Consider the following 13,388-nt stretch of genomic DNA (forward strand, 5'->3'; position numbering starts at 1 on the left):
CATATGCTGTTCACCCGCCTTCTACCGTGATCTGCTCACTGGGTAGAGGCCATTAGCCGGGTGTGGCAGTTGCGACGAGCCTCATCGCCTTTCCGCAATGGTACACGATGTTCTGGTCGGTGCAACCAACCGGCAAGCATCACGAAAAGTGCCCGCGAAACACCCTCGCTGCATCACGTAAGGATGCCCGCGAAACGGTGATCGTCATGGGGCATGGGAAGTGGGCTGTCGATGACGTCTCGTGCCGAGATCACTGCGAAGTTCGCCAAGGCGTACGTGAAGGCCTCGAAGAAGGGTAGAGGCCAGATTCTGGATCAGGTGGTGCAGGTCACCGGCTGGTCGCGGGACAACGCTCGGCGGCGATTGACGGCCGCAGCCCGGCCACCGGGAGCGGGTAGGCAGGTCGCCAAGCGGCCGCGCCGGCAGCGTAAGCCGAAGTACTCCTACGACGCGTTGAAGGTGCTGCAGAAGGTCTGGGCGGCCTCAGGAGGGCAGTGCGGGCGCTACCTGGCCGCCTCGATGGCCTTGCAGCTCGATGCACTGGAACGCCACGACGAGCTGGCGTTCGGCCGGGACCGCTACAGCCCGCAGGTGCGTGCGGAGTTGTTGGCGATGAGCAGCGCCACCATCGACCGCTACCTACGTCCGGCCAAGGCCCGCGATCAGATCAAGGGCAAATCGACCACCAAACCGTCTCCGCTGCTGCGATCGTCGATCAAGATCCGCAAGGCCGGAGACGAGGTCGAGGACTCTCCGGGGTTCTTCGAAGGCGACACTGTCGCGCACTGCGGACCGACGCTCAAAGGCGAGTTCGCCCGCACCGTCAACCTCACCGACATGCATATTGGCTGGGTGTTCACTCGCACCGTGCGCAACAACGCTCACGCCCACATCCTCGGCGGCCTGAAGGCGGGACTGCACGAAATCCCTTACGAGGTAACCGGTTTGGATTTTGACAACGGCAGCGAGTTCTTGAATAAGGCTGTCATCAAGTGGGCTGGCGAGCAGGAGATCTTCTTCACCCGCTCCCGGCCGTACAAGAAGAACGACCAGGCCACGATCGAGTCCAAAAACAACCACCTGGTGCGCAAGTACGCGTTCTACTGGCGCTATGACACCGACGATGAACGCGCGGTGCTCAACCGACTGTGGAAGCTGGTCAACGACCGCCTCAACTACCTGACCCCCACCATCAAACCCATCGGCTACGGCTCTGGCCGCGATGGTCAGCGTCGCCGCATCTACGACGCACCCAAGACCCCGCTGGACCGGCTGCTGGCCGCCGGGGTCCTTTCGCCGGCTCAAGAAGCCGAACTGCTCGCCTACCGCGACAGCCTGAACCCGGCCGCGATCGCCCGACAGATCGCAGACCTACAGGCCGTCCTGCTCAAACTCGCCAAGGACAAGACCGAACAGCTCTACCTCGCCACCATCCCCAGCGCCCTACCCGACGTCAGAGCCGGCATCCGGATCAAGAACAAGACCGCAAGCTGACCCCGGCTTCGCGGGCATTCCTTACGTGATGCATGGATCAGATTTCGCGGGCATCTTGACGTGATGCATTACGCCAACCGCTGGCGAACCGAGCTCCGGCGCGGCATAATCGAATGCGGTGGTGGGGCCCACCCGAATCGCGGATGTCGCCGACGGTCCCTGAACGTCTACCAGGGAAAATGCATGCCCACCAGCAGAACCGGGGGGCGACCGTGAGTTCTCCGATCCGCTCGATCGCAAACCCGGCACAGTTCGACATCATGTTCTGGCTGCCACCGGGTGGCACCGACAACGGCGTCTGGGCCAGCAACTGGGTGGAGTTGGCCGACCTCGAGGCCAGCGATGTCGCCCCGGTGCTCGCGCTGCTCGCCGACGTCGACGTCGGAGGGTACGTGGCGACCCCGGGCGGCCACGCGCGCACTGCCGGTGGATCGGTCATCCACCGGTTGTGGGTCGACTCGCTGCGGTATCACCGGGCCGAAGATGTCCTGATGAACTACCTGCACACCCGAGGTTCGGCTTGACCGGCCGGATCGCCGTTGGTTAACTTTTACGGGTGATGGAGCCCGCCCGGAAGCCGGACTTCCGACCGCTACGAGGCTGAGGGTTGCTGCGAACGAATGGAGTCGCAGATGGCGGATGCTCTTTTTTGCCGTGATCCGGTGCGTGCCAGGATGCGGCCGGAGCCGGACGATCGATGACCGGTCTGCCGCTACCGCTCATCCAGGGGTTGCAGGTGGTCACCGTCGCCGGGGGAGCGCCGGGTGTCAGCGGTTTCATTGCCTGGTTCGAGGCCCGGCTGCAGGGTCGCCGCGGTCCACGGATTCTGCAGCCCTACTTCGACCTGGTCAAGCTGTTCGGTAAGGAATCGCTGACACCGCAGGGCGCGAGCCCGGTCTTCCGACTGGCGCCCATCGCCTCTTTCGCCTGCTACCTCACCGTGCCGATGCTGATCCCGGTGCTGACCAGTTACGCGCTGCCGCTGGGATATATGGGAGACATCCTCGGCGGTGGGCTGATCCTGGCGTTCGCTAGTTTCCTGGTCGCGGCCGCGGCGGCCGAAACCGGCGATCCTTACCCCCAATTGGCGTCCAGTCGTGCCAAGACATTCGCCGCGATCACCGAACCGGTCATGCTGCTGGTCTTCTTCACGGTGGCGATGATCACCACCACCGACCTGCCGTACGTGTTGGCAGCCACGGTCCGCAGCGGACCGGATCAGATCGTCCGCCCCGCGCACCTGCTTGCCTCGGCGGCATTGTTCATGGTGATCCTGTATGAGACCGGGCGAATACCGGTCGAAACACACACCGGCACTATCGAATTCGGCATGATAGAAGCAGGACGCTCGTTCGAGTACTCCGGACCCGATCTGGCCCTGCTGCACTGGGGCTCGGCGGCAAAACAGTTGGTGCTGTATGTCATCCTGCTCAACGTCTTCGTCGCACCGTGGGGGCTGGCGTCGGACACTTCGCCGATCGGGGTGGCATTCGCCATCCCGGCCATTCTGGCCAAGTCCGCGCTGCTCGGCTGTGTCGTCGCCGTCCTGGACAACAGCTACGCGAAACTGCGACTGTTCAAAATCACCGAATTCGTCTCGGCCGCATTGTTGTTGTCGGTACTGGCGGTATTCACCCTCTACCTGGGGGGCGGCTAGCGATGCCGATGGCCAGTCAGTACGTTCCCACGGTCTTCGACGGAATCGCGAACACCGTGGCCCTGATCGTGCTGCTGCTGGAGTTCGCGATGCTGCGGGCGGCGCTGTTTCGCGGGCAGATACGGCTGTACGCAGCACAGTCCCTCGCCGTCAGCGTCCTGGCCGCCGTCATCGCGTCCGGCCACCATGTTCCCGAACTGTATGTGCTGGCTGTTCTTTCGCTGTTGCTCAAAGCAGTCGTCGTCCCGATGGTGCTGGTCGGGCTGCTGAAGGAAGTCACCGAGGAGATCGCCGGCAGCGGCGCACTCGGCGTGGCGAACGAAGTGCTGATCTCGATCGGGGTGGGCGCGTTCGGGTTTTTCGCCGTCGGCGTGCTCGGCATCCAATCCGACGCGCTGCCCACCGCTGCGTTGAGCCTGTCGGTGGCGGTGGTACTGGTTGCGTTCATCCTGATGATCGTCCGGCGCGACGTCGTGAGCCAGGCCATCGGGTTCTTCTCCCTGGAAAACGGTGTGTCGCTGGCCAGTTTGGTGGTTGCCGCGGGAATGCCGCTGATTCTCGAGGTGGCGTTCCTGTTCGACCTGTTGGTGGCCGTCGTGGTCTTCGGGGTGTTGATGCGCACCCACCACCGGCGAACACGGTCCCTGTCCACTGCAACGCTCGACCGGCTCAGGGGATAGCTGATGTCTGTGCTGATGGAGCTGCTGATCGCCTTGCCGCCGGTCACCCTGGGCGTGTGTGCCCTTGTCCCGCATCGTGTTGCCGCGGCGGTGACTGCGCTCACCGGCGTCACGGCCTTCGCGCTGGCACTGGCTCTGGTTCCGGTCGGTGTCGACCACACCATCACGGCGCTGCGCTACCTGCGTGCCGATGCGCTGTCGGTGATCTTTGTGCTGGGAACCTGCTTCTTGTATGCGGCGGTCGGGATCTACTCCATCGGCTACCTCGCCGACGAGGAGCGCGCGGTGCGCACCGACACCGCGGAACAGCAGGCATTGTTCGCCCGGCACAGCAGGCGCTTCTATCTCGGTGTGAACGCCTTCGCCTGGTCGATGATCTGCGCGCCGTTGGTCAACGATCTCGCCGTGTTGTGGATCGCCGTCGAGATCACCACGGTGGTCTCCGCGCTGCTGGTGGCACTGGACAACACCGACCGTGCCACCGAGGCCGCATGGAAGTACGTGCTGATTGCCTCATCCGGGCTGGGGATTGCGCTGCTGGCCACCATCTTCATGTACTACGCGGGGACACACGTCCTCGGCGGGTCCTATGAGCTGGCGTTCGACCCGTTGATCAGCGCCGCCGGCCAATTGCCGCAGACTCCGGTGCGTTTGGCGTTCGTGCTGGCCGTGGTGGGATTCGGCACCAAAGTGGGCCTTTTCCCGGTGCACACCTGGCTGCCTGACGCGCACGCCGAGGCACCCACGCCGGTGTCGGCGCTGCTGTCGGGATCGCTGCTGGCGGTGAGCTTCTACGCGATCCTGCGCTACTACCAGATCAGCGTCGCCGCACTCGGACCGCGGTTTCCACAAACGGTGATGTTGGTCTTCGGGGTGCTATCGCTGCTGCTGGCGGCGCTGTACCTGCTCGAGCAGCGCGACATCAAGCGGATGCTGGCCTATTCCAGCGTCGAACACATGGGGATACTGGCCGTCGGAGTCAGCTTCGGTGCGCCGATCGCGCTGTCCGGCGTTTTGCTGCACGTACTGGCGCACGCCGCCGCCAAAGGCAATGCGTTCATGGGCGCGGGTGTGTTGGTACGCAAGTTCGGCACCAAGGAACTCGGCCGCATGGCTGACGGCACCCGGTTGTTGCCGTGGTCGGGTCCGCTGTTCCTCACCGCTGTCCTGGCGTTGTCGGCGATGCCGCCGTTCGGCCTGTTTCGCAGCGAGTTCCAGATCGTCTCCGGTGGCTTCGCGGATACCCGCAACACTGCCGCGGCCACGCTGGTCTGCCTGGTCACCCTGGCGTTTCTCGGCTTGGGCCTGGCGACGACACGAATCCTGTTTGGCCCCACACCCGGCGTGGCGGATACCGGATCGGTGCCGCTGATTCGCGGTGAGCCCAGTAACTGGATGGTGGCACCCGTCGTCGTGGGAGTCCTGGTGCTCCTGGTGCTGGGAGTGGCGCCGCCGCAGGATCTGGTCGACCTGCTCAATCGCGGCGCCACCGAGCTCATGGCAGGTGTGCGGTGAGCGCCGCCGCAGCGACCGCCGTGGTCGATCTGCCGCTGGAGCAGTGGCGTGCGCAAACGATGGGCCGTGTCGCCGGGGGCGAGCGTTTCGCGGGTGTCTATGCCGCGCATCGCGACGATGCCGCGCAACTGCATGCGTTGCTGGTCGGCGACGCCGTGGTCAGTTGTTTGCGCACATGGTTAACGCCGGACGCCGACGGTTCGCTGGCGTATCCGGCGTTGACACCCGATGTGCCGCCGGCGTTTTGGTATGAACGCGCCCTGCACGACCTGTCGGGTGTGGTGCCGGCGGGACATCCGCGGCTCGACCCACTGCTGCTGCCCCGCGAGGCCGGCCAGCCCTCACCGCGACCCGGATACTCCCAAAGCGCCGCGCTGAAGCGGCGCATCCGTTCGCGAGCCCCCGACCGACACGGACCTGTCGACGTCGGCGGCGGCGGGGTGTTCACCCTGCCGCTGGGGCCGGTGCGCTCCGGGGTGTTCGAGTCGATCGAATTCCTCATCGAAACACCCGGCGAGGACATCCCGCATCTGAACATCCGGCCGCACTACAAACACCGGGGCATCGCCAAGCAGTTCGAGGCGTTGCCGGTGACCGACGGGATCTTGGTTGCCGAGCGAGTCGAGGGCATCGCCTCGATTGCCCATGCGCTCGCCTTCGCCCACGCCGTCGAGACACTCTGCGATACAACCCCGCCCCGGCGGGCGCGGTTGCTTCGGGTGATCCACGCCGAACTGGAACGCATCGCCAACCACCTCGACGTGGCGATGCGGCTCTGCGATGCCGCCGGGCTTGCCGTTGCCACCGCGCGGTTCGGCTGGCACAAAGAATGCGTGATGAGATTGGTGTCGGCGTTGTGCGGCAACCGGTTCGGGCGTTCCGTTGTCTGCGTGGGCGGGGTGACCACCCAGCCGCGGCTGGAACCGGCCGAGGTGGCGCAGCGCGTGGCGGTGATCGTCGACCGGATTCGTCGTGATCGAGACGCGCTGATGGTCGACGCGTCGTTTCTGGACCGGCTGCGCGGCACCGGGTACCTCGACCCGGAGCTGGCCGGCTCGCACGGCGCACTGGGGCCGGTGGGGCGAGGTTCGGGCTGTGACGACGATGCCCGCCGTCGGGCATACGACGGTTATGCGGAGCTACCCACGGCGAACGGGGCCGCGGTCGAGACCCACGGTGACGCACTGGCCCGGTTGCGGGTGCGGTGGACCGAAATCGATATCGCCGCCGGGCTGATCGGTCTCGCCTGCACCCGGCTACCCGAGCTGGCCGACACCGAGACCAGGGTGACGACGACGGTCGTCGACGGATTCGCCCTGGGCTGGGCCGAAGCACCCCAAGGCGAAGTGATCTATGGGCTGGAGGTCCGCGGCGGCGTGATCGGCCGCTGCTTCGCCCGGTCCGCTTCGCTACACAACATGCTGCTGTTTCACGATGTGTTCTGCGGCGACGTCTTCACCGACTTTCCGTTCATTGAGGCCAGTTTCGGGCTGTGCTATGCCGGGGTGGCGATGTAGATGCCGTGGATTTTCCGGGGGCTCCGCAATGGGATTGTCACGTCGGGGTGGCCCAAACGGGCGGACGCCTATTTCGACGGCTTCCCGGCGGCGGTCGAGCTGGTCGGTGACCCCGGCTCGCCTGTTACTGCCCAGGTCGCCGAGGCTGTCGCGGCCTGCCCCACCGGCGCGATCTCGGCCGATCCACGGCCCCGGCTGGATCGCGGGCGCTGCATTGTCTGCGGGCGCTGCGTGGCGGCGGCGCCGGGCTGGTTCGGGTGGGAACGGGGTTGCGCGACCGCGACACTGGCCAGGTCGGCGCTGGTGGTGGACGATGTCGAGGAAACCGACGAGGCGCTGGCCGAACTGCGTGTGAGCCTGGCCCGTCGGGTGCGGCGGCTGCGGCGTTCGGTGCATCTGCGTCACGTCGACGCCGGGTCCAACGGCAGCGACGAGTGGGAGATCCAGGCGTTGACCAACCCGGTCTACGACGTGCACCGGCTCGGGATCTTCTTTACCGCCAGCCCACGGCACGCGGACATCGCGCTGGTGACTGGTATCGGTGTTTCCGGGATGGCCGAGCCGCTGCGCCGCACGCTCGATGCTATGCCCACGCCGACCGTGGTGATCGCCGTGGGCACCGACGCCATCAGCGGAGGGATCCTGGGCGGCGGATACATCGGCGGCACCGGCATCTCCAGGTTGGTGCCCGTCGACGTCTGGGTGCCCGGGGCGCCGGCCTCCCCGTTCAGCGTGCTGCACGGCATCCTGCTGGCTCTGGGTCGTGTCCCGCGGCAGAGAGCCGGGGGCACACGGTGATCGCCGCGGGCCTGGCGTTGCTGGGCATGGCAGTAGGGATCAGCTGGTGTGCCGGACTCGCCGGTGAGCGCAGCCGGCAAATGGGCTTGGGTACCGCCGCCGCGTGGACGGCCAATATCGCCGCCGCGGTGGCGTTCGTGATCGCCGGCGGGCTCGGCTTAGCCGGCGATGAGCAACGATTCGACCTCGGCGGGCTGGCCGGCTTCGGCCCCGCCAGCCTGTCCGTCGACGCGCTGTCGGGGCTCTTCCTGATCATTTCGTTCGGCGTCGCGGTTCCCGCTCTGGCCGCCGCCGCGGCACCGGCCAATCGAGACCGGCCACGGCTGCCTGCCGCCGTCGCCGTGGCGCTGGCTGCTGTCACGGTGATCGTGACCACCGACAACTTCTTTGTGCTGCTCTTCGGCTGGGAACTGCTGACCGTGGCGTTCTACTTGCTGGCCGGCTACGACCGCGAACTGCCCGGGCGGGCCGAGGGCGCGGTCAGCACTGTGATTTTCGGAAAGGCCAGTGGCGCAGCGGTGTTGATGGGAGCTCTGCTGCTGGCCGGGCGGACCCACACCTTCGCGTTCACCGCCGGCACGCTGGATCCTGGCTGTGCCGTCGGTCAGGCCGCCTACGCGCTGTTGCTGCTGGGGTTCGGCATCAAAGTCGGACTGGTCCCCGCGCACATCTGGATGCCGCGCGGGTACACCGCGGCCGCGGGACCGGCGCGCGCGGTGATGGCCGGCGTCGCGGTCAACGTCGGGTTCTACGGCATGTGGCGCACCCTGCACATTCTGGGCCCGCCACCGGTCTGGCTGGCCTGCGTGATGCTGGTCGTCGGCGGAACGACCGCCATCCTGGGAATCGCACACGCCGCGGTCAATCCCGATCTGGCTGCGTTGATCTCATGGTCGAGCGTCGAAAACGCGGGCGTGATCACCGCGGGGTTCGGGGTGGCGCTGATGGGCGCCTCGGCGGCGCAACCCAAACTGGTTGCCGCCGGATTGCTGGCCGGCACCGCACAGGTGATCGCGCATGCGCTGGGCAAGACGCTGCTGTTCGTGTCGGCGTCGACGATCGAGCAGGCGACCGGAACGACCGACCTCGATTGGCTCGGTGGTGTGCTGCGCCGGCTACCCTGGGCGGGAACGGGTTTGGTGGTCGGGTCGCTCACCCTGGCCGGGTTGCCGTTGACCGCCGGCTTCGCGTCGGAATGGTTCACGCTGGAATCGCTGATGCAGCAGTTCCGGGTCTCCAGCCTGGCCATGCAGCTCTCCACCGCAGCGACCGGGGCGTTGGTGGCGTTGACGGTCGGCATCGCGGGTGTGACTTTCGTGCGGGTCGTCGCGCTCACGGCGTTCGGCCCCGCGCGCATCGGCGAGCCGCCGATGGACCCCGACCGGGTGCGGGTCGATCGGCAGTGGCCCCATCGCCTCGGGGTGGCTGCGCTGGTAGCGGGTTGCCTGGGTGTGGCGGCGTTGGCGCCGATGGAGGTGCGGGTGATCGGATATGGTCTCGGTCCGATCGTGGGTGACCAGGCGCACCGAGCAAACGCCGCGCCCTGGGTGCTGCAGCCGGTGTTCGAGGAGTTCTCCGCGTTGTCGCCGACCTGGCTGTGGATCGTGCTTCCGGCGATGGCGGTGGTCATCGCGGCGTTTGCGGCGGTGTTCGCCGGGCGGAATCCGTTCCGGACGCGCGGGGTGGCCCCGTGGTCGTCGGCGTCACCGGGCGTGGATCGCGGCGTCGGCTACACCTCATTCGCCTACGCCAATCCGGTGCGCAACGTGCTGGCCAACGTGCTGTTGACCCGGTCCCATCTCGCCGAGACGGCGGCAACAGCCGATGGCGCCGGCGCTGACCGGCGTCCGTTCACCTACCACGTCCACGTCGTCGACGTCGTCGAACGGTATTTCTACCGACCCCTGGTCGCCGGCGTCCTGTTCGTCTCGCGATCCGCCAGACGGTTGCAGTCGGGCCGTCTCGACGCCTACATGGCCTACATGCTGGTCGCAGTGCTCGCGGTCCTGACCGTGGTGATCGCCATGTCTTAACCGGAGGACCACTAACGAAACCACCCAGAAAGGCAGTGTGAAATGTGTTCTTCGGCAAGAAAGTGTCGACGGACCTCAAATTGCGCCGCGAGCCCGCGATGAACGTTCGGCGCATCCAACTCGACGTCGACACGGCCCTGGCCAGACCGGACCTGTTGGAGTTGGCCGCGGTGATTGACGAGGTTCCCGGTGTGGAGGGAGTCAACATCACCGTGACGGACATCGATCTGGAGACCGTCGGCCTTGAGGTCACCGTCGAGGGCGAGTCCATCGACGCACCGCGGCTGATCCGAGAAATCGAGAAGGCCGGTGCAGCGGTGCACAGCATCGATGAGCTCGTCGTCGGCAGCCGCATCGTCGAACACGTGCCACGAAGCCGGTGATCCGCTGGCGGTCACGCCGTGCGAACCGGCTGCGCCCACGCGTGCGGTGGTTGTTCGCCACGGCGCTGGGCCTCTCCGATGGCATCCTCAACGCGCTCGTCTTGGCATCGGCAACGGTGTTGAGCGGTGTGGGCCTCGACGTGGCCTTGGGCGGTCGGGTCGGCATTGTCGGCTTCTCTTCGGCGGTGCTCACCGTGTTCGTGGCCGAGTACGCCGAGTACCGGTCGGATTTGATGCGATCCGAGCGTCAACTGATGTTCACCCGTTCCGGTCGGCTCGCCGCGACAAGTCTCGGCAGGGCGGTGCTCAAGGACGCGGCCATCATCGCTGTCGTGGCGGGAATCTCCAGCTTCGTCGGCGCCGCGCTGCCGTTGGTGGTTGGGGCGCTGTTGCCCGGGGCGAGCTGGATGGCCCTGGTGGTATCGGTCGCGGCCCTAGGTGGTCTCGGCGTGCTGTTGGCCGTGCATGTCGGAGGCCGGCGATGGGTGTGGGCGGTCAGCTTGATCATCGCCGGCGCCATCGTGACGATCATCGGGGTACGGGTGCATCTGGTATGAGTGACGTCCGGCCCAGCCGCGCCCACCGGCGGTTCTCGCCGGCATTGAAGTTTGTGCTGATGGTCGGCGTCATGAGTTTCTTCGCCGACTTCACCCACGAGGCGTCCCGCAGCATCGTTGGCCAATTCCTGGGCCTGCTCGGCGCCGGGGCGCTGGCGATCGCGATGATCACCGGCTTCGGGGAGCTGCTGGGCTACGGGTTGCGGCTGGTCTCCGGGCGCGGCGCCGACCGTACCGGACTGTACTGGCCGATCACCATCGGCGGCTACATCCTGCAGATGTCGGTGGTGCCGCTGCTGGCGCTGGCCAGCAGTTGGCAGATGGCGGCGGTTTTGGTGATCGCGGAACGGGTCGGTAAGGCCATTCGCAATCCGCCCCGCGACGCGATGCTCTCCCATGCGGCCAAACGCATCGGGTATGGCTGGGGCTTCGGTGTGCACGAGGCGCTGGATCAGCTCGGCGCGATGTTCGGCCCGCTGCTGGTCGCCTTCGTCGTGGCCGGCACGCACGACGACTACCGGCTCGCCTTCGCCGCGCTCGCCGTCCCGGCGGTCATCATGCTCTCCCTGCTCGCGGTCGCGCGGCTGCTCTATCCACGCCCACAGGACCTGGAACCGTCCGTGATGGCGGTGCAGACTCGTGGGCTGCCCCGGGTGTTCTGGATCTACCTTCTGGCCGCGGCGCTGGTGGCCGCCGGGTTCGCCGATTTCCCGATTGTCGCGTATCACTTCCAGCGCGCCGGGACCGTGCCGACAAGCTACATCCCGATCCTCTACGCCGCTGCGATGGCGGTGTCGGGCACCGGTTCGCTGGTGTTCGGGCGGGTGTTCGACCACTTCGGCATCGGTCTGCTGGTACCGCTCACTGTCGTCTCGGCGGCCTACGCCCCGCTGATCTTCCTCGGCGGTTTCTGGCCGGCCCTCATCGGGAGCTGTCTGTGGGGCCTGGGCATGGGAGTGCATGAGTCGATCGTCCCCGCCGCGGTGGCGCCGATGGTGTCGCCAGACCGACGTGCCTCGGCGTACGGCTTGTTCACCGGCGTCTACGGCATCACCTGGTTCGCCGGCAGCACCGCGATCGGTGCATTGTTCGGGGTGTCCCTCGGTGGCGTCGTCATATTCTGCGTCGTCGCCCAATTCGCCGCAGTCCCACTGCTTCTGCTGGTCCGGCGACGAACGGCCGGCGCGGAGGCAACGTCGCCGGACCTGCCGGGTTGTGGATGAAATCCGGACTGGGGATAAACGGCAGCGATTGACGAGTTTTTGGTGCCGGCCGGCGCCTGTCAGCGGCACGGTGTCGGCGCCGTCGCGCAGCCTGACCGGTATGACAACGTTGACACGGGCCGAGCTGGGAGCGCTCGGCGAACGGCTGGCCGTCGATCATCTGACCGGGCAGGGCTTGCAGATCCTGGCCCGCAACTGGCGTTGCCGCTACGGCGAACTGGATGTGGTCGCCGCTGATCCGACAGCGCGCACTGTGGTGTTCGTCGAGGTGAAAACGCGCACCGGCGACCGATTCGGCGGCCTGGCCTACGCGGTGCCCCCGCAAAAGGTGCACCGGCTGCGGCGGCTGGCCGGGCTGTGGCTGGCCGGTCAAGACACCAGTTGGGCGGAGCTTCGCATTGATGTGATCGGGGTGCGGATCAGGCGGCTGCGCCCATCGGGAACACCGGAGATCACCCACCTGCGGGGGGTGGAGTGATGTCGCTGGGGCGGGCGTTCTCGGTCGCGGTACGCGGACTCGACGGCGAGATCGTGGAGATCGAGGCTGACATCACCTCGGGCCTGCCCGGCGTGCACCTGGTGGGCCTGCCCGATGCGGCCCTGCAGGAGTCGCGGGACCGGGTGCGGGCGGCGATCACCAACAGCGGGCAGCGCTGGCCGACGACTCGCTTGACCCTGGCGCTGTCACCGGCAACGTTGCCGAAGATGGGTTCGGCCTACGACCTGGCGCTGGCTGCGGCGGTGCTCTCGGCGAGCCGCAAGACCCCCTGGCGACGGCTCGAGACGACGGTGCTGCTCGGTGAGCTGGCGCTGGACGGGCGGGTGCGGCCGGTGCACGGGGTGCTGCCGGCGGTGCTGGCGGCCAAACATGACGGCTGGGCGTGCGCGGTGGTGCCGGTGGACAACCTGGCCGAGGCGAGCCTGGTGGACGGGATCGAGGTTCGCGGAGTGCGGACGCTGGACCAACTGCATGCCTGGCTGGACGGGTCGGCGCAGTTGGCCGACAGGATCACCACGGCGCCCCCGGTAACGGAACCGGCCGCGGACCTGGCTGACGTGGTGGGACAGGCACAGGCACGGTTCGCCGTCGAGGTGGCCGCCGCCGGTGCGCATCACCTGATGTTGACCGGCCCGCCCGGCGTCGGCAAAACCATGCTGGCGCAACGTCTTCCGGGCCTACTGCCGTCGCTGACCGACAACGAGTCGTTGGAGGTCACCGCGATCCACTCGGTGGCCGGCCTGCTGTCCGGCAGCGCGCCGCTGATCACCAGGCCGCCGTTCGTGGCGCCGCACCACAACTCCAGCGTGGCGGCACTGGTCGGCGGAGGCTCCGGAATGGCGCGGCCGGGCGCGGTCAGCCGGGCGCACCGCGGGGTGCTGTTCCTCGACGAATGCGCGGAGATCAGGGTCAGCGCCCTGGAGGCGCTGCGGACGCCGTTGGAGGACGGTGAGATCCGGCTGGCCCGCCGCGACGGGGTGGCCTGCTACCCGGCGCGGTTCCAGCTGGTGCTGGCCGCCAACACGTGCCCGT

At 67.1% G+C, this 13,388-nt stretch carries 13 protein-coding genes and 1 riboswitch; all 13 genes read left to right on the top strand.

Features of this window, described 5'->3' with window-relative positions:
• Positions 1 to 36: 36 nt before the first annotated feature.
• A riboswitch (Fluoride riboswitch) is annotated at positions 37 to 98 on the bottom strand.
• 133 nt (positions 99 to 231) lie between these two features.
• Entirely contained in the window at positions 232 to 1,494 is a 1,263-nt protein-coding gene (locus AC2VON_RS05220; protein ID WP_486951978.1) for an integrase, read from the top strand.
• Positions 1,495 to 1,706: 212 nt separating this feature from the next.
• Positions 1,707 to 2,018: a hypothetical protein gene (locus AC2VON_RS05225; RefSeq protein WP_486951979.1), complete on the top strand. Its 312-nt coding sequence runs from the start codon at positions 1,707 to 1,709 to the stop codon at positions 2,016 to 2,018.
• Positions 2,019 to 2,191: 173 nt separating this feature from the next.
• On the top strand, positions 2,192 to 3,151 hold the full coding sequence (locus AC2VON_RS05230) for a respiratory chain complex I subunit 1 family protein (protein WP_486951980.1): 960 nt from the start codon (positions 2,192 to 2,194) through the stop codon (positions 3,149 to 3,151).
• A gap of 2 nt (positions 3,152 to 3,153) precedes the next feature.
• Positions 3,154 to 3,831 (top strand): hydrogenase, encoded by a 678-nt coding sequence (locus AC2VON_RS05235; protein WP_486951981.1) that lies wholly within the window; start codon positions 3,154 to 3,156, stop codon positions 3,829 to 3,831.
• 3 nt (positions 3,832 to 3,834) lie between these two features.
• Complete coding sequence (locus tag AC2VON_RS05240) at positions 3,835 to 5,346, top strand: proton-conducting transporter transmembrane domain-containing protein (RefSeq protein WP_486951982.1); 1,512 nt, start codon at positions 3,835 to 3,837, stop codon at positions 5,344 to 5,346.
• Positions 5,343 to 6,863 carry a hydrogenase large subunit gene (locus AC2VON_RS05245; RefSeq protein WP_486951983.1) on the top strand — a complete coding sequence of 507 codons (1,521 nt, stop codon included), beginning with the start codon at positions 5,343 to 5,345 and terminating at the stop codon, positions 6,861 to 6,863. The genes AC2VON_RS05240 and AC2VON_RS05245 overlap by 4 nt, the downstream gene beginning before the upstream one ends.
• Complete coding sequence (locus tag AC2VON_RS05250) at positions 6,864 to 7,661, top strand: NADH-quinone oxidoreductase subunit B family protein (protein ID WP_486951984.1); 798 nt, start codon at positions 6,864 to 6,866, stop codon at positions 7,659 to 7,661. It abuts the gene before it with no gap.
• Positions 7,658 to 9,694: a proton-conducting transporter transmembrane domain-containing protein gene (locus AC2VON_RS05255; RefSeq protein ID WP_486951985.1), complete on the top strand. Its 2,037-nt coding sequence runs from the start codon at positions 7,658 to 7,660 to the stop codon at positions 9,692 to 9,694. The genes AC2VON_RS05250 and AC2VON_RS05255 overlap by 4 nt, the downstream gene beginning before the upstream one ends.
• A 44-nt stretch (positions 9,695 to 9,738) precedes the next feature.
• Positions 9,739 to 10,077, top strand: coding sequence for a DUF211 domain-containing protein (locus AC2VON_RS05260; protein WP_486951986.1), 339 nt, complete (start codon positions 9,739 to 9,741; stop codon positions 10,075 to 10,077).
• Between the two features lie 41 nt (positions 10,078 to 10,118).
• Complete coding sequence (locus AC2VON_RS05265) at positions 10,119 to 10,634, top strand: hypothetical protein (protein ID WP_486951987.1); 516 nt, start codon at positions 10,119 to 10,121, stop codon at positions 10,632 to 10,634.
• The gene (locus tag AC2VON_RS05270) at positions 10,631 to 11,857 is read left to right on the top strand and encodes an MFS transporter (protein ID WP_486951988.1); all 1,227 of its coding nucleotides are present in this window, start codon (positions 10,631 to 10,633) and stop codon (positions 11,855 to 11,857) included. Before AC2VON_RS05265 ends, AC2VON_RS05270 begins: the two co-directional genes overlap by 4 nt.
• 100 nt (positions 11,858 to 11,957) lie before the next feature.
• Positions 11,958 to 12,335, top strand: a complete 378-nt coding sequence (locus tag AC2VON_RS05275) for a YraN family protein (protein WP_486951989.1) — start codon at positions 11,958 to 11,960, stop codon at positions 12,333 to 12,335.
• Positions 12,335 to 13,388, top strand: a 1,054-nt coding sequence (locus tag AC2VON_RS05280; RefSeq protein ID WP_486951990.1) for a YifB family Mg chelatase-like AAA ATPase, incomplete at its 3' end; no start/stop codon positions are given. The genes AC2VON_RS05275 and AC2VON_RS05280, both read left to right, overlap by 1 nt.

The sequence above is a fragment of the Mycobacterium sp. TH-M82 genome (assembly GCF_057473605.1).